Source organism: Tumebacillus algifaecis, assembly GCF_002243515.1.
In the GTDB taxonomy this organism is placed as follows: Bacteria; Bacillota; Bacilli; order Tumebacillales; family Tumebacillaceae; genus Tumebacillus_A; species Tumebacillus_A algifaecis.
Genome location: NZ_CP022657.1, coordinates 2,927,971 through 2,943,741, shown reverse-complemented (window position 1 = coordinate 2,943,741; position 15,771 = coordinate 2,927,971). Strand labels below are relative to the sequence as shown.

Sequence of the window (15,771 nt, the reverse complement as noted above, 5' to 3'; positions counted from 1 at the left end):
ATCAAGATGAGCAAACTTGCCTTTTTGTTCCCCGGTCAAGGTGCACAAGTCGTCGGCATGGGTAAAGAGATGGCAGAGCAATATCCTGAAGCTGCAGAAGTGTTCAAGCGCGCCGATGAAGCGCTTGGCTTCTCCTTGTCGGAGATCATCTGGAATGGACCGGAAGAAACGCTGCGCTTGACGTACTACACCCAACCAGCGATCCTGACGACGAGCATCGCGTTCTTGGAAGTGCTGAAGCGTGAAGGTTTTGCGCCAGCAGCTACGGCGGGGCATTCGCTCGGTGAATATTCGGCGCTGGTTGCAGCGGGTGCGATCCGTTTTGAAGATGCGGTGCGCGTCGTGCATGCCCGCGGTAAATTTATGGATGAAGCGGTTCCGGCTGGGCTTGGGGCGATGAGCGCCGTGATGGGTGCTGATCGTGAAACGATCACCGCCATCTGCCTTGAAGTGTCGAAATCGCACGGCCCGGTCGAGCTTGCCAACGTCAACTCTCCCGGTCAAGTGGTGATCTCGGGTAAGGCGGAAGCGGTGGAGGAAGCAGGTCGTGTGTTGAAAGAAAACAAAGGCAAAGTCACGCCGCTTGTCGTAAGCGGTCCGTTCCACTCCTCGCTGATGCAACCGGCTGCTGACCGTTTGGCCGAAGTGTTGGAGCGCATTGAGATTCAAGATGCGTCCATCCCGGTCGTCGCCAACGTCACCGCGCGTCCGGTGCAGACAGCTACTCAGATTCGCGAGGCGCTGACTCGTCAAGTATCATCGTCGGTGTTGTGGGAAGATAGCGTGCTGACGATGCGAAACGATCTGGGAGTTGAGACGTTCGTTGAGATCGGCCCGGGCAAAGTGCTCACCGGTCTGCTCAAGCGCATCGATAAGACCGCAACAGGTCTTTTGATCAACAACCCGGATACATACGTTGCGACTGTGACAACGCTGAAGGGGGAAACTGCTACATGTTAACCGGGAAAATCGCGCTGGTCACAGGCGGTTCGCGCGGGATTGGTCGTGCGATTTGTCTGGAATTAGCGAAGCAAGGCGCAAAAGTTGTGGTCAACTATGCAGGAAGCCAAGCCGCCGCTGAAGAAACGGTAGAGGCGATCAAAAGCTTGGGCGGCGAAGCGATCGCTGTACAAGGTGATGTCGCTTCCTATGACGATGCTGAAAAGATGGTGGCGGTAACCATGGAAACGTTTGGCCGCCTCGATGTGCTCGTCAACAACGCCGGGATCACCCGCGACAATCTGCTCATCCGGATGAAAGAGGATGAGTGGGACGCGGTGATCAACACGAATCTAAAAGGCGTGTTCAATTGTACAAAAGCGGCGTCGCGCCCGATGATGAAACAGCGTATTGGCCGTATCATCAACATCACCTCTGTTGTCGGTCAGATCGGCAATCCCGGTCAGGCGAACTATGTGTCCGCCAAAGCGGGCGTGATCGGTCTGACAAAATCGAACGCGAAAGAGCTTGCTTCGCGCAACATCACAGTGAATGCGATCGCTCCGGGCTATATCGAAACGGAGATGACCGACAAGCTCGGAGATGAAATCAAGAGCAAACTGTTTGAGGCGATCCCGCTCGGCAGAATGGGACAGCCTGAAGATATTGCAAACCTTGTCAGCTTCTTGGCTTCTGATCAAGCATCGTACATCACAGGTCAAATTATGAATGTGGATGGCGGCATGGTCATGTAACATGGTAGTATACTTTGAGAGGAGGTGAACAGTATGTCTGAAGAAATCTATGCAAAAGTAAAAACCATCATCGTAGACCGACTGGGTGTCGAGGAAGATCAAGTTAAACTTGAAGCCTCTTTCAAAGAAGACCTTGGTGCCGACTCTCTTGATGTTGTTGAGTTGGTGATGGAACTCGAAGATGAGTTCGATATGGAAATCTCTGATGAAGACGCAGAGAAGATCAACACCGTAGGTGACGTAGTCAGCTACATCTCTTCGAATAAGTAAGGACGTACTTACTGGAGTGGGGAAGTCCCGCGACGTATTCCGCCACGGGGCTTCTCTTTTCTCTATGAAAGGCTAACTCTAAAAAAGAGAAGGTGAATCTGCGTGAAACGACGTGTAGTGATCACCGGTATGGGAGTTATCACCCCGGTTGGGAATGACGTAGATACTTTCTGGAATAACTTGATCGCAGGAAAATCGGGAATCCGGACCATCGACCGTTTTGACAACACCGGTTTTGCCACCACGATTGCCGGTCAGGTCGATTTCAATCCGGAAGACTTTATCGATAAAAAAGAAGCGCGTCGTATGGACCGCTTCGTCCAATACGCTGTCGCATCGGCTAAACAGGCGATGCAGCATGCAGATCTAAAGATTACACCGGAAAATGCGGGACGCATTGGTGTTTACATAGGTTCTGGGATCGGCGGATTGGAAACTCTCTGCGAACAGCACTCCACGCTGGTCGAAAAAGGGCCGCGTCGTGTTTCCCCGTTCTTTGTACCGATGATGATCGGCGATATGGCCTCGGGTCAGGTCTCGATTATTCTGGGCGCCAAAGGGCCGAACTCCTCGCCGATCTCCGCATGTGCGACCGGAACCAATGCCATCGGTGATGCGTCTAAGATCATCGAGCGCGGTGCGGCCGATGTGATGATCACCGGCGGTTCAGAAGCGGCGATCTTGCCGCTGACCGTTGCGGGTTTCAACTCGGCCAAGGCGATGGCAACCAAATATAATGACACGCCGGAAAAAGCGAGTCGCCCGTTTGACAAAGATCGCGATGGATTTGTACTTGGCGAAGGCAGCGGCGTGCTGGTGCTCGAAGAGCTGGAGCACGCGAAAAAGCGCGGAGCAACGATTCTGGCCGAAGTTGTCGGCTACGGCATGAGCGGTGACGCCCATCATATCACAGCACCAGCCCCCGAAGGTGAAGGGGCAGCGCGCGCGATGAAAGAAGCGCTTCGCGATGCTGAGATCGAACCGAGCGCTGTTGGTTATATCAACGCGCACGGTACCTCGACCGAACTTAATGACTTCTTCGAAACGCTAGCGGTGAAAAGCACATTTGGAGAACACGCCTATAAACTGGCGATGTCATCTACCAAGTCGATGACCGGACATCTGCTGGGTGCGGCTGGAGCGATTGAAGCAGTGGCGTGCGTTCGTGCGCTGACCGATAGCATTTTGCCGCCGACGATCAACCTCGAAGAGCCTGGCGAAGGCTGTGACCTCGATTATGTGCCGAACGAAGCGCGCAAGGCTGACGTCGAATATGTCATGTCCAACTCTCTTGGCTTTGGCGGGCATAATGCGTCGATCATCTTTAAAAAATATAGAGACTGATGTCTTTCTCCCTGGCAATTTGACACCCCAAGTTGCCAGGGTATCTCCTTTTCTACAGGCAGGTGAAAAACGTGACGGGTGGCTCCTTTGAACAATTGCTACAACAACTCGATATTCAATTCAGCAACAAAAGACTGCTCAAGCAGTCCTTTACGCACGCCTCCTATAGGAACGAACACAGAACAGAAGGCGGGCAGGACAATGAGCGACTGGAATTTCTCGGGGATGCTGTACTCGAACTTTTGGTCAGCGAATACCTATTCCTCAAATACACCAAGCTTCCAGAGGGGGAACTGACGCGGCTGCGTGCGGCGATTGTCTGTGAACCGTCCTTGGTGAGGTTTGCCACGAAGCTGGAATTTGATCGCTACATTCGGCTTGGTCGCGGGGAGGAGATCTCTGGCGGGCGCAAGCGTCCAGCCTTGCTCGCCGACGTCTTTGAAGCGTTTGTAGGGGCCTACTATCTCGACCAAGGTTTGCAAGCGGTAAAAGATTTCTTGCACAAGTATGTGTTCCCGGAGCTGCAAAGCGTCGGCACTCCACTTTTGCAAGACTACAAGACGTCGTTGCAAGAGTATGTGCAGCGCGAAGGGCTTGGGCAACTCTCGTATCAGATTCTTGAAGAGCGAGGCCCGGCACACAATCGCGAATTTGTGGCGATGGCGATGCTGGACACCAGGTCGATGGGAGAAGGTGTCGGGCGATCCAAGAAAGAAGCGGAGCAGCGAGCAGCACAGATGACGATGTTAATGCTCGGCAAAATCTGAGCAAGGCTTCCTGTAGTGATCAGGGCAGAAACCGAGCGAGTGACTTGGTCGCCGGAGGAAGCCTTATGAGAGGGACTGTGCTTCCCGCAACCGTGTGATCTCGCGGTGGAGCGCTTCGTTTTCCAGAGCGAGCTGTTCGATCTCACAACGATATTTTTGCATTTCACGATAAAGACCTGGCGCAAAATAGCGGGCAATCAGCTCGTCAACGGCGTCTAGGTCTTTTTTGTCGAGAATGATCGGCTCCAGCCTATCCATTTCTTCGGGGCTGAGGAATCGATCATGATGGCTTTTGGAGAAAAAGTATCCGAGGATGCGCCGCTTGTCGATCACTTTGACGGCGTCAAGCTGCAAGGTAGAGGGGGTATCAAACGGGTAATGCGTCGGGAGATCAAAGTGGAGGGTGACGGGGTCACCGTACTTTTTGGAGGTCATCGGGGCGACGAACGCCCAGTTGCGTCCTTCGTAGAGGATGAGGCAGGGGTGGCGGTACGAGGTTTCCGAACCGATGTTAAAGGCTCCTAGGTCGGCATAGACGATGCGCCCGCGCTTGTAGCGGGTGTGATTCTCCGCATATTGCGATCGTTCCAGCCAAAATTCGCTCCACAGCACCAGTGGGATGCTGCGCCGCAAGGGCGATTCGTTAAGGTACAGGATCAAACGGCCCACCGCTTTCATCATTTCTGGGAACAGACCTTGTAGACGGGCGGAACTGTCGGGGTGGGAGCGGTAAAACTCCAGCAACTGCTTTTTGTTGATCATCATAGGGGCTCCTTACGTGGCAATGTTGTGGGGGAAAAGCGGAGAGGTGTAACGAAAACCATTTTTCCACATTATCGTTTAACCCGTCAAGATGAATTTGCAAAAAAATAGCCGCCGCTTATAGGGGGAGCGGCGGTAGAAAAGAGGGAAGGGGATGATTCGGTTTGCCTTCTGCTCGAACCTACTGAACGGACTGCAAAGAGCTGGCACGGTATTTTTCGAACTGAACATCGACCGGATGTAAAGCGGTCAACTTGAGCAATTTGACGATCACCCGTTTCATGGCGATTGCGCCTCCTCAATTGAGTTGTTAAACTTTACATGTTTATCCTATCGCAGGAGTATTGAGCTGGTATGAATAGGCGATGAAGTTTGGTCAACGCTCCACAAACAAAAAGTGTATGGTAAAATAGAACGGTTGAAAGTCGATTCATCACGGAGGGGAAATGGGTTGTATCTGAAGCGAATAGAAGCGATCGGATTCAAGTCGTTCGCCGATCGAACCGAACTTGAATTTGTTCCGGGCGTCACCGCCGTTGTCGGTCCCAACGGCAGCGGTAAGTCGAACGTCTCCGATGCGATCCGCTGGGTGCTCGGGGAGCAGAGCGCCAAGAGTCTGCGCGGGGCCAAGATGGAAGATGTCATCTTTGCCGGTTCTGATTCCCGCAAGCCAGTCAACTATTGCGAAGTGTCCCTGACGCTCGATAACAGTCAGCACGAGCTCGACTTGGAGTTTAACGAAGTGGTCGTCACGCGGCGGGTGTACCGTTCGGGTGACTCAGAATATATGATCAACAAGCAGTCTTGCCGATTGAAAGACATCACCGAACTGTTCATGGATACAGGTCTCGGTAAAGAGGCATATTCGGTGATCGGACAAGGCCGGATCGATGAAATTTTATCCAACAAATCGGAAGACCGACGCCTGATTTTCGAAGAGGCGGCGGGAATCGTCAAATATAAAAGCCGCAAGAAAGAAGCGGAGAAAAAGCTCGACGAGACCACGGCCAACCTGATCCGCATCGGCGATGTGGTCGGGGAGTTGGACGTACAGATCGGTCCGATGGCAGAACAGGCAGAAGTGGCCCAACAAGCAAAAGCGTTTAAAAAACAGCTTGAGCGCTATGAAGTGGCCCTCTATGTTCACGAGATCGAGGATCTGCATGGCAAATGGTCGCAGGGCATGGCGGACGGAAAACAGCTCGAAGCGGAGCATCTCGATCGCTCGGCGCTCGTCAGTCGGCAGGAAGCCGATACAGAGAAAATTCGCTGGGAACTTAGCCGCATCGAAGTGGAGCTCGAAAAAGCACAGGCAGCGCTTGTCGAAGTGGTGCAAGAGTTTGAAAAGGCGGAAGGACGCCGCGAAGTGTTGCTCGAGCGTGAGCGCAATCTGCTTGTCACGATTCAGGACATCGAAAATGCGTTGAGCAAGCTGAACCGCGAACAGGAGACAACCCGCGAACTGCATCGTGCGGAAAGGGACAAGGCATCCGGTCTTGCGGCTACAATCCAGACGTTGCGTCGAGAGCTTGAGCAAAAGCTCAATCTGGCGAAAGGCATTTTGGACAAGGTTGGCAGCGAATCGGAAGTGGAGCGCCTGAAAACCGACTTGATCGAACGGCTCAATGACAGCGCCTCCAAGCGCAATGAATTGAAGAACCTCGAATCGATGCTGGAAGGGCTTGGACGGCGCATCGTTCGGCAATGCGAGGAAGAGACCGATCTGAAAGGTCGAGCCCAGGCGTTTTGTGAAACGATCGAGGATGTGCAACAGGCGCGGGAAGCAGAAGCGACCCAGGAGCGAAGCACAGCTGAACGGGTTCAACTGCTGAGCAATAAAATCCAGACCGAAACCCAAGACCAAGAGAAGCGCATTGGCATTCTGCGCACCTGGCAGACCGAACATGCGTCCGCGCGTTCACGATATGAGTTGTTGCGCGATATGGAGTCGCAACACGGAGGGTATCAAGTTGGGGTGCGCAACATTCTACAAGCGGCGCAAAAAGGGCGTGTCAGCGGGATTGACGGCGCAGTGGCTGAACTGGTGCAGGTGCCGCGCGAACTGGAACAGGCGATGGAAACGGCGCTTGGCGGGGCGATGCAAAACGTGGTCGTCGCGAATGAAAAAGCTGGTCGTGATGCCATTTCGTTTCTGAAGCAGTCGGGCGGAGGAAGGGCGACCTTCATGCCTCGTGACGTGATGAAAGGCCGCAACCTCGGCCGTTCGGAACGTATGGCTGTCGAAGGGCACAGCGGCTATGTAGGCATCGCTTCAGAACTGGTCACCGCCCCTGACTCGTATCGCAACATCGTCGATTACCTGCTTGGCTCGGTCGTCGTCGCGAAAACGATCGCCGATGCCAACGCACTTGCACGCTTGTTGCAATATCGAGTGCGAGTTGTCACGTTGGATGGCGATGTTGTCAACGCAGGCGGCTCGATGAGCGGGGGTTCCGTACAGAAAAAAGGCACCTCGCTGCTTGGTCGTACCCGTGAGATCGAAGAGATGGAATCAAAGATCGCAGCGATGGAGAAAAAGATCGCGGATGCCGAGGCTGTGTTGGCAAAAAAAGAGCAAGAATTGGTAACAGATAAAGCTGATCTGCACAAGCTGACCGGGCAGGTTGAAAACCATAGGGAGACGCTTTACCGCCAAGATTCGCAACTGCGCGAACTGAAGATTCAACTCGATGGCGTGGAAGAGCGTCTTGAACTCGTCCGCTTGGAACTTGAACAATACCGCATCGAGGAAAAAGACAACGCGGGCAAAAAAGAGCGGGTGCAAAGCGAACTGCAGCATCTCGATGCCGAAGTGGTTGCCTTGCAGCAGACGGTCGATGAGAAGCAACATGCGATGAAAGCGCAGCAGTCGGCGATGAATGATGCCAACGAAGAGGTGACCGAGTTTAAGGTCAGACTCGCCACCGTCGAACAGGAGCATCATGGCGTGCTTGCCAATCTGGAACGTCTTCAAGGCCGCCTGCAAGAATTGCAGGCAGAAGCAACAGGCAAAGACGAGGAGCTGAATGAAGCAGGTCTTCGCCTTCAGGAGATCAAAAAAGAGCTGGAGAGCGCTGTTTCCCTGCTCACCAACTTCGAAGGACACCGCCGGGCAGCAGAGGACAAACTCGACGTACTGCGGCAGAATAAGGCCGATCTGTCAGGTAAAGCGGGCACGTTGGAGCAGCAGTTGCGCGAGGCCCGCATTTTGCTCAAACAGATCGAGCAAAAGGTTCACACCAACGAGGTCAAGGTCAATCGTCTCGACGTCGAACTGAACAACGCGCTGACCAAGTTGGCCGAAGAGTACCACATCTCCTACGAACTGGCCAAAGAGCGCTATCCGATGCCAGAGGAGATCGAGGCGACCCGACAGCGCGTGTACACCTTGCGTCGCGAGATCGAGGCGCTGGGGGATGTGAACTATGGCGCGATCGAAGAGTATGCCCGCATGCAGGATCGATTAAACTTTTTGACCGAGCAGCGCGACGATCTGGTCAAAGCGGTGGAGCAACTGTATGAAGTGATCGGAGAGATCAACCAAGAGATGTCCAAACGCTTCCAAGAGACGTTCGAAGCGATCCGCTCGCATTTTGCCGATGTATTTGTTGCGCTCTTTGGCGGTGGCCGGGCCGATTTGACGTTGACCGACCCTGAATCGATGCTCAGCACAGGTATCGATGTGTTGGCTCAGCCACCGGGCAAAAAGTTGCAAAACCTCAACCTGCTCTCCGGCGGTGAACGGGCATTGACAGCCTTGGCGTTGCTCTTTGCCATCCTCCGCGTCAAACCGGTGCCGTTTTGCGTCCTCGATGAGGTCGAAGCGGCGCTAGATGATGCGAATGTGACCCGTTATTCCCAGTACCTGCGCGAGTTTTCCAAACAGACGCAGTTTATCGTCATCACGCATCGCAAAGGCACGATGGAAGGCGCAGATGTCCTGTACGGAATCACGATGCAAGAGTCGGGCATCTCCAAAGTCGTCTCCGTGCGCCTCGTCGAAAACGAGATCGAAGCAGTATAGAGAAGGAGTTGGATCATCATGGGATTTTTCAGCAAATTTAAAGAAGGGCTAGCCAAAACGCGCGATGCCTTGATGGGCAAAGTCGAATCGCTTATCTCCTTTGGCCGTAAGATCGATGAGGAGTTCTATGAAGAGCTTGAAGAAGCGTTGATCATGGCCGATGTGGGTGTCAACACCGTCATGGACATCATGGACGAACTGCGCAACGAAGTGAAAAAACGCAAGCTGACCGAAGCGGAAGAGCTGCGCCCGGTACTCAAAGACATTCTGATCTCGTTGATGGGCGAGCAGAGCAATGAATTGCACATGTCGCGCGAAGGGCTGACGATCATCCTTTTTGTTGGCGTCAACGGTGTCGGCAAGACGACGACGATCGGCAAGCTCGCCCACAAGTTCAAGTCGGAAGGCAAAAAAGTGGTGCTGGCAGCAGGGGACACGTTCCGGGCTGGGGCGATCGAACAGTTGGAAGTCTGGGGCCAGCGCGCAGGCGTAGACGTGATCAAGCAACAGGCGGGCTCCGACCCGGCTGCGGTCATCTATGACGGGATTCAGGCCGCACGTGCGCGCGGGGCAGACGTGTTGCTTTGCGACACGGCAGGCCGCCTGCAGAACAAGACCAACCTGATGGATGAACTGAACAAGGTCTACCGCGTGATCAAGCGCGAAGTGCCAGATGCGCCGCATGAGACCTTGTTAGTGCTCGACGCAACGACCGGTCAGAACGCCCTGCAGCAAGCCAAACTGTTCGGTGAATCGACCGGTGTTACCGGACTTGTTCTGACCAAGTTGGACGGGACGGCGAAAGGCGGGATTGTTATCGCCATTCGCAAAGAGTTGTCAATTCCGGTCAAACTGGTCGGTTTGGGCGAAAAAATGGATGATCTGCAGCCGTTTGAATCGCAGGAATTTATCGACGCTTTGTTTGCGAAGAGCGACGATAAGCCGCAAGAGTAAGATTTTTTCTAAGATAGTTGACAAGCCGTTGTCTTTTCAGTAATATATCGTCTGTAAAGGTTCTCGACTTGACAGGCAGGGGGTGTCTCATTTGTTAGAAAAGACCACCCAGATGAACCTGTTGTACGACTTTTATGGTGCTATGCTCACCGAAAAGCAACGGCAATTTGTCGAACTGTACTACTTGGATGATCTGTCGCTTGCTGAGATTGCCGAGCAGTTTGAGATCAGTCGTCAGGCGGTTCATGATAACCTCAAGCGCGCAAGTGCGCAGCTCCTCGAATACGAGGCCAAGCTGTGCCTTGTCGAGCGTTTTCTACACCGCACAGCCGTTCATCAGCAGATCATGGAGCTGATCGATGGTCTGGAGGAGGACAAATTCTCACAACTTGCTTTGCTGCTCGATGAACTGATCGCCGAATAACCGGAGGTAACTCCGGATCGAAGGAGGATGGCAATGGTCTTCGAAGGATTAGCGAACCGATTGCAGGACACCTTTAACCGCCTGCGCGGCAAAGGGAAACTGGGCGAATCGGACGTCAAAGAAGCCATGCGGGAAGTGCGGCTGGCCTTGCTCGAAGCGGACGTCAACTTTAAGGTCGTCAAGGACTTCGTTGAAAAAGTGCGCGAGCGTGCAGTCGGACAGGAAGTCCTGCAAAGCCTGACTCCGGGTCAACATGTCATCAAGATCGTCAACGAAGAATTAACCGCCTTGATGGGTGGCGAGCAGGCGAAGCTCGCCGTCACCAAGCCGCCAACTGTCATCATGATGGTCGGTCTGCAAGGTGCGGGTAAAACCACCCACGTCGGTAAGTTGGCGCGACTTCTGCAAAAAGACCGCAAAAAACCGCTTCTCGTCGCCGGAGACATCTATCGGCCGGCAGCGATCAAGCAGTTACAGGTATTGGGTGAACAGCTCGATGCTGAGGTCTTTTCCTTAGGTGATCAAGTCTCCCCGGTGGAGATCGCCAAACAAGCGTTGCACCATGCAACGATTCACGGCCATGACTACGTGTTGATCGACACCGCCGGCCGTTTGCACATCGATGAACAGTTGATGGACGAACTGCAGCGTGTGAAAAACGAAGTCAACCCCGATGAGATTTTGCTTGTGGTAGATGCGATGACCGGTCAAGATGCGGTCAACGTTGCGGAGAGCTTCCACAACCAGCTCACCGTGACAGGCGCTATTCTGACCAAACTCGACGGTGACACCCGTGGTGGTGCTGCCTTGTCCATTCGTGCGGTCACTGGCATCCCGATCAAATTTGCGGGTATCGGTGAGAAGATCGACGCGATCGAGCCGTTCCATCCGGATCGCATGGCATCGCGGATTCTTGGGATGGGTGATGTGCTCACCTTGATCGAGAAGGCGCAACAGAACATCGACAAGGACAAAGCGATGGAGATGGAGCGCAAACTGCGCAATGCAGACTTTACGCTCGATGACTTCCTCGATCAACTGCAACAGGTCAAACAATTGGGGCCGCTTGATCAATTGCTTGGGATGATGCCTGGGATGAACAAGGCGATGAAAGGCTTGCAAAATGCGAACGTCGATGATAAGCAGATCGGACGTGTCGAAGCGATCATTCGTTCGATGACACCGATCGAACGCATCGAGCCGAAAGTGATCGACTCCTCGCGCCGCAAACGCATCGCTACAGGCAGCGGAACGTCCGTACAGGATGTCAACCGTTTGCTCAAGCAGTTTGAGGAAATGCAGAAGATGATGAAACAGTTCTCCGGAATGGCCAAGAAGATGAAAAAAGGGAAGAAAGGCAAGGGCTTAAAACTCCCGTTCATGCCCTAGTCCCGGATTTTTTACTAACGGTAAATCTTTTCGTTCCATCGGAACGAGATTTATGATAAGATTGGATTTTGTGATGGAGGTGAATATACAATGGCAGTTAAGATTCGTCTGAAACGTATGGGTCAAAAGAAAGCTCCGTTCTACCGTGTAGTCGTAGCTGATTCCCGCTCTCCGCGCGATGGTCGTTTCATCGAGGAGATCGGTACCTATAACCCGGTTACTCAACCGGCACAAATCAACATCGACGAAGAGAAGGCTATCAAGTGGCTGAACGACGGTGCACAACCGTCCGACACTGTGAAAAACCTCTTCTCGAAAACCGGCATCCTCAAGAAAGTCCACGAAGCAAAAGCTGGCAAGTAATCTCTCTTTCAGGAGGGTTTGCTGTGAAGCAGTTGGTTGAAACGATCGCCAAAGCACTTGTGGATCACCCAGAGGAAGTTCGGGTAACTGAGATTGTGACCGAAAAAGCAATCGTGCTTGAATTATCGGTAGCTCCATTTGATATGGGGAAAATTATCGGCAAACAAGGACGGGTTGCAAAGTCGCTCCGCGCTGTGGTGTCGGCTGCGGCTTTGCAAGAGCAGAAGCGCGTCACGATTGAAATCGTGTAAACAAAAGGCTGGGAGGCTCATGACTCCCAGCCTTTTTGTGGTATAATAACTGTAAATCACTAAGGAGTGTGAATTAACGTGTTAAACTTGCGAGTTCCAGTACAGGTAAAGATTGTGTTGACCGAAGAAACGAAAGCGCAGATCACGGGCGAAATCAATCAAGCGATTCAAGGAATCCAGCGTGAACTGGATCAGATCGATTTTCAATCTCGCAAAGCTTTGCAAGATGCGGAGAAGAACGGCCCACAAGCGATGAACGCTGTACAAGCCCGCATCAACCAAGAAGTTGGCATGCGCATGGAACGTCGTGAGCAAATGATGCAGCAACTGGTGCAAATCCAGCAAAGCCCGATCGGTTCCGAAATCCCAGGCGGCCAGATTGATACCCATGCAGAAGTACGCGTCGGCGATGTTTGGGAAGATATTGTCAACGGCACCGAAATCGTGCTGAAAGATGGCGTCGTGGCCGAAATTCGTCGAGCAGGTGATGGCGCTTGAGTCAGCAAAAGAACATGATCCTCGTCGGACATCTAGTGAATACGCAAGGGGTTCGAGGTGAAGTTCGGGTACTGTCACGTACCGATTTTGAAGATGTGCGTTTTAAAGTAGGGGCCAAGCTGTTCCTGGTACACCCAAATCAGCCGAAGCCGATTGAACTAACGATTGCTTCCACCCGCAAGCACAAACAGTTTATCTTACTGACCTTCGAAGGGCATCATAATATTAATGATGTAGAAAAGTACAAGGGTGGAGAGCTAAAAGTTTTCGAAACGGACTTGATGGAACTCCCTGAACATACATACTACATCTATCAGTTGGTCGGTTGTGAAGTGGTAACAGACGAAGGTGTCGTCCTTGGCACGCTCAAAGAGGTGTTACAGCCGGGAGCGAACGACGTGTATGTGGTCAAGCCGTCGAAGGGGAAGGACATCCTGTTGCCAGTGATCCCGGATTGTGTGCTCGATGTGGATGTGCAAAACAAAAAGATCCTCGTCCACATCATTCCGGGTTTGCTCGACTAACGTTGGAGGCGAATGCGAGTGCGTATAGACATCGTGACGATCTTCCCTGAGATGTTTGAAGGCGTTGTCGGCACCAGCATCATCGGACGGGCCAGGACGCAGCATGCGGTGGAAATCAACTTGATCGATTTCCGGGACTACTCAACCAATAAGCACAACACTGTCGATGACACGCCTTATGGCGGGGGCGGCGGAATGGTGCTGAAACCGGAACCGATCTTTTCGGCCGTCGAGTCGCTTGTGCAAGAAGGCAAGCGACCGCGGGTGATCTTGACCTGTCCGCAGGGGGAAGTCTACAGCCAGAGCAAAGCATTGGAACTCGCGCAAGAAGAACATTTGATTATCGTCAGCGGCCATTATGAAGGGTACGACGAGCGTATTCGTCAACACCTGATCACCGATGAGATCTCGATCGGTGACTATGTGCTGACCGGTGGAGAACTACCAGCGATGGTGATCGTCGATTCGATCGTTCGGCTTTTGCCTGGGGTTCTAGGCAATGATACATCGGCTGTCTTAGATTCCTTTCGCGAGCCGTTGCTCGAATACCCGCACTACACGCGACCAGCCGAATTTCGGGGCTGGAAGGTGCCAGACATCTTATTGTCGGGGCATCATGGCAACATCGAGATCTGGCGGCGCAAAGAGTCGCTGAGGCGCACGTTGCTCCGCCGTCCAGACCTGATGGAACGTCTTGAATTGAGCGAGCAGGATCACAAGTTGCTAGCTGAGATCAAGCGGGAAGAAGGTTTGAAATAGAGGCAACCCTGCTTTTGTTGAGCAGGGTTGTTTTTTTGAGTGGCAGGTTGAAATGGTTGTGCGCGTGAGAAAGTAAAAGATTTGCTCGAACAACTGCCGAATTTGGCTCGTTTCTCTCGATGCTCAGGTTTGAAAGATCGGTCGTTCGATGATAGGATTGTACCTGTCGCCGCCGCTGAGCGGTTTTGAAAAAAGATGTTGACGCTCGAATTAATCTATGATATATTGAATCTCGTCGCTGATACGACATACGTTTCTTGGGGAGTCGCCAAGCGGTAAGGCAACGGACTTTGACTCCGTCATGCGAAGGTTCGATCCCTTCCTCCCCAGCCATCTGCCGAAGTGATGGAATTGGCATACGTGCACGACTCAAAATCGTGATTTTGTGGGTTCGAGTCCCACCTTCGGCACCACTTAATGGGGTATAGCTCAGTTGGTAGAGCACCTGCCTTGCAAGCAGGGGGTCAGCGGTTCGAATCCGCTTATCTCCACCATTGTTCCTCGATAGCTCAGTTGGTAGAGCGCCCGACTGTTAATCGGATGGTCACAGGTTCGAGTCCTGTTCGGGGAGCCAGATACGCCTTTTTAGCTCAGTAGGTAGAGCGCATCCATGGTAAGGATGAGGTCATCGGTTCGATTCCGGTAAAAGGCACCATCGCATGGCTCGTTGGAGAAGCGGCTTAACTCACCGCCCTTTCAAGGCGGCATTCACGGGTTCGAATCCCGTACGAGTCACCATTTCTTTTCTTGCTACACAAGGCTCGGTAGCTCAGTCGGTAGAGCAGAGGACTGAAAATCCTCGTGTCGGCGGTTCGATTCCGTCCCGAGCCACCATTTTTCAAAGGAAGTCCAACTAAGGGCGCGACGTCCTGTCGCAACGTTGGATACTGAACATCCTGTTCGTAACGTCCTGTCGCATCGCGGGACGGAGGTAGCCCCGCTTAGATCGCAACGTCCTGTTGCAACGCGGGACGGAGGTAGCCCCGCTAAAATCGCGACGTCCTGTCGCATCGCGGGACGCATACATCCTGTATGCGGAAGTGGCTCAGGGGTAGAGCATCGCCTTGCCAAGGCGAGGGTCGCGGGTTCGAATCCCGTCTTCCGCTCCATAATGAGGTGGCATAGCCAAGTGGTAAGGCGTGGGACTGCAAATCCTTGACCCCCGGTTCAAATCCGGGTGCCACCTCCAATTATTTTAAAAATTCCCCATGCGAGTGTGGTGGAATGGCAGACACAACAGACTTAAAATCTGTCGGGGGCAACCCCGTGCCGGTTCGAGTCCGGCTACTCGCACCAAACATACATAAATGATAAGCACCTCTCTTTTGGAGAGGTGCTTTTTGCTTTAGGGTACAATTTTCACTTCTGTTCCGATCGACACTCGTTTGGCTAAATCCTCGACATCCTTGTTAAACATCCGAATGCAGCCTTTTGAGACGTATTTCCCGATCGATGCCGGGCGGTTGGTGCCGTGAATCCCGTACCCTTTTCTCGACAGGCCCATCCAGTAGGTGCCATACACAGTGATCGGGCCGCCTGGACGACGGCCTGGATTGGGCGCTTTGCTGATGATCTTATAGTTGCCAAACGGGGTTCGAGTCGCCATTTTGCCAACACCGACTGGGTAGCTTTTGATCACCTTTGTGTGATCCAGCAGGTCGAGCCTGCGTTTGTGCAGCGATACTCGGATCGAGACCGCCATCGCCATCCCTCCATTTCAATCTGTCTTTGTCAGGGTATGCACGTTT

At 53.0% G+C, this 15,771-nt stretch carries 16 protein-coding genes and 9 tRNA genes; 23 read left to right on the top strand and 2 right to left on the bottom strand.

Annotated features, from left to right (window positions below; genetic code table 11):
• Positions 1-6 precede the first annotated feature (6 nt).
• The 5 genes from fabD to rnc all read left to right on the top strand — a co-directional run bounded on the left by fabD (position 7) and on the right by rnc (position 4,075).
• Positions 7-960, top strand: a complete 954-nt coding sequence (gene fabD, locus CIG75_RS12365) for an ACP S-malonyltransferase (protein WP_094236941.1) — start codon at positions 7-9, stop codon at positions 958-960.
• Entirely contained in the window at positions 954-1,694 is a 741-nt protein-coding gene (fabG, locus tag CIG75_RS12360; protein WP_094236940.1) for a 3-oxoacyl-[acyl-carrier-protein] reductase, read from the top strand. The genes fabD and fabG overlap by 7 nt, the downstream gene beginning before the upstream one ends.
• Positions 1,695-1,727: 33 nt before the next feature.
• The gene (gene acpP / locus CIG75_RS12355) at positions 1,728-1,964 is read left to right on the top strand and encodes an acyl carrier protein (protein ID WP_094236939.1); all 237 of its coding nucleotides are present in this window, start codon (positions 1,728-1,730) and stop codon (positions 1,962-1,964) included.
• A 102-nt stretch (positions 1,965-2,066) separates the two neighbouring features.
• On the top strand, positions 2,067-3,308 hold the full coding sequence (fabF, locus tag CIG75_RS12350; protein ID WP_094236938.1) for a beta-ketoacyl-ACP synthase II: 1,242 nt from the start codon (positions 2,067-2,069) through the stop codon (positions 3,306-3,308).
• A gap of 71 nt (positions 3,309-3,379) precedes the next feature.
• On the top strand, positions 3,380-4,075 hold the full coding sequence (gene rnc / locus CIG75_RS12345; protein WP_094236937.1) for a ribonuclease III: 696 nt from the start codon (positions 3,380-3,382) through the stop codon (positions 4,073-4,075).
• Positions 4,076-4,138: 63 nt separating this feature from the next.
• Here the strand turns inward: rnc and CIG75_RS12340 are convergent, their stop codons facing one another.
• Entirely contained in the window at positions 4,139-4,840 is a 702-nt protein-coding gene (locus CIG75_RS12340) for a type II toxin-antitoxin system PemK/MazF family toxin (RefSeq protein WP_094236936.1), read from the bottom strand.
• Positions 4,841-5,288: 448 nt separating this feature from the next.
• Here CIG75_RS12340 and smc point away from each other — a divergent pair, with 448 nt between their 5' ends.
• The 18 genes from smc to CIG75_RS12245 all read left to right on the top strand — a co-directional run bounded on the left by smc (position 5,289) and on the right by CIG75_RS12245 (position 15,319).
• Positions 5,289-8,861 (top strand): chromosome segregation protein SMC, encoded by a 3,573-nt coding sequence (gene smc, locus CIG75_RS12335; protein WP_094236935.1) that lies wholly within the window; start codon positions 5,289-5,291, stop codon positions 8,859-8,861.
• A gap of 18 nt (positions 8,862-8,879) precedes the next feature.
• Positions 8,880-9,815 (top strand): signal recognition particle-docking protein FtsY, encoded by a 936-nt coding sequence (gene ftsY, locus CIG75_RS12330; RefSeq protein ID WP_094236934.1) that lies wholly within the window; start codon positions 8,880-8,882, stop codon positions 9,813-9,815.
• Positions 9,816-9,927: 112 nt separating this feature from the next.
• On the top strand, positions 9,928-10,239 hold the full coding sequence (gene ylxM / locus CIG75_RS12325; protein WP_407701292.1) for a YlxM family DNA-binding protein: 312 nt from the start codon (positions 9,928-9,930) through the stop codon (positions 10,237-10,239).
• Positions 10,240-10,272: 33 nt separating this feature from the next.
• Entirely contained in the window at positions 10,273-11,628 is a 1,356-nt protein-coding gene (ffh, locus tag CIG75_RS12320; RefSeq protein ID WP_094236932.1) for a signal recognition particle protein, read from the top strand.
• 90 nt (positions 11,629-11,718) lie between these two features.
• Positions 11,719-11,991: a 30S ribosomal protein S16 gene (rpsP, locus tag CIG75_RS12315; protein ID WP_094236931.1), complete on the top strand. Its 273-nt coding sequence runs from the start codon at positions 11,719-11,721 to the stop codon at positions 11,989-11,991.
• Positions 11,992-12,014: 23 nt separating this feature from the next.
• The gene (locus CIG75_RS12310; RefSeq protein ID WP_094236930.1) at positions 12,015-12,242 is read left to right on the top strand and encodes a KH domain-containing protein; all 228 of its coding nucleotides are present in this window, start codon (positions 12,015-12,017) and stop codon (positions 12,240-12,242) included.
• A 78-nt stretch (positions 12,243-12,320) separates the two neighbouring features.
• Complete coding sequence (locus CIG75_RS12305) at positions 12,321-12,740, top strand: YlqD family protein (protein WP_157729531.1); 420 nt, start codon at positions 12,321-12,323, stop codon at positions 12,738-12,740.
• A 14-nt stretch (positions 12,741-12,754) separates the two neighbouring features.
• Positions 12,755-13,264 (top strand): ribosome maturation factor RimM, encoded by a 510-nt coding sequence (gene rimM / locus CIG75_RS12300; RefSeq protein ID WP_094238430.1) that lies wholly within the window; start codon positions 12,755-12,757, stop codon positions 13,262-13,264.
• 18 nt (positions 13,265-13,282) lie between these two features.
• Positions 13,283-14,023 carry a tRNA (guanosine(37)-N1)-methyltransferase TrmD gene (gene trmD / locus CIG75_RS12295; RefSeq protein WP_094236928.1) on the top strand — a complete coding sequence of 247 codons (741 nt, stop codon included), beginning with the start codon at positions 13,283-13,285 and terminating at the stop codon, positions 14,021-14,023.
• A gap of 258 nt (positions 14,024-14,281) precedes the next feature.
• Positions 14,282-14,356 (top strand) — tRNA-Gln (locus CIG75_RS12290).
• 3 nt (positions 14,357-14,359) lie between these two features.
• A tRNA-Leu gene (locus tag CIG75_RS12285) sits at positions 14,360-14,436 on the top strand.
• A gap of 85 nt (positions 14,437-14,521) precedes the next feature.
• A tRNA-Asn gene (locus CIG75_RS12275) sits at positions 14,522-14,597 on the top strand.
• A 5-nt stretch (positions 14,598-14,602) separates the two neighbouring features.
• Positions 14,603-14,678: transfer RNA gene (locus CIG75_RS12270), tRNA-Thr, on the top strand.
• A gap of 6 nt (positions 14,679-14,684) precedes the next feature.
• Positions 14,685-14,761: transfer RNA gene (locus tag CIG75_RS12265), tRNA-Glu, on the top strand.
• Between the two features lie 20 nt (positions 14,762-14,781).
• Positions 14,782-14,857 (top strand) — tRNA-Phe (locus tag CIG75_RS12260).
• Positions 14,858-15,057: 200 nt separating this feature from the next.
• Positions 15,058-15,132: transfer RNA gene (locus tag CIG75_RS12255), tRNA-Gly, on the top strand.
• A gap of 6 nt (positions 15,133-15,138) precedes the next feature.
• Positions 15,139-15,212: transfer RNA gene (locus CIG75_RS12250), tRNA-Cys, on the top strand.
• A gap of 21 nt (positions 15,213-15,233) precedes the next feature.
• Positions 15,234-15,319: transfer RNA gene (locus CIG75_RS12245), tRNA-Leu, on the top strand.
• A gap of 49 nt (positions 15,320-15,368) precedes the next feature.
• On the opposite strand, the gene CIG75_RS12240 is transcribed toward CIG75_RS12245, so the two are convergent.
• Entirely contained in the window at positions 15,369-15,725 is a 357-nt protein-coding gene (locus tag CIG75_RS12240; protein WP_094236927.1) for a L,D-transpeptidase, read from the bottom strand.
• Between the last annotated feature and the right edge of the window lie 46 nt (positions 15,726-15,771).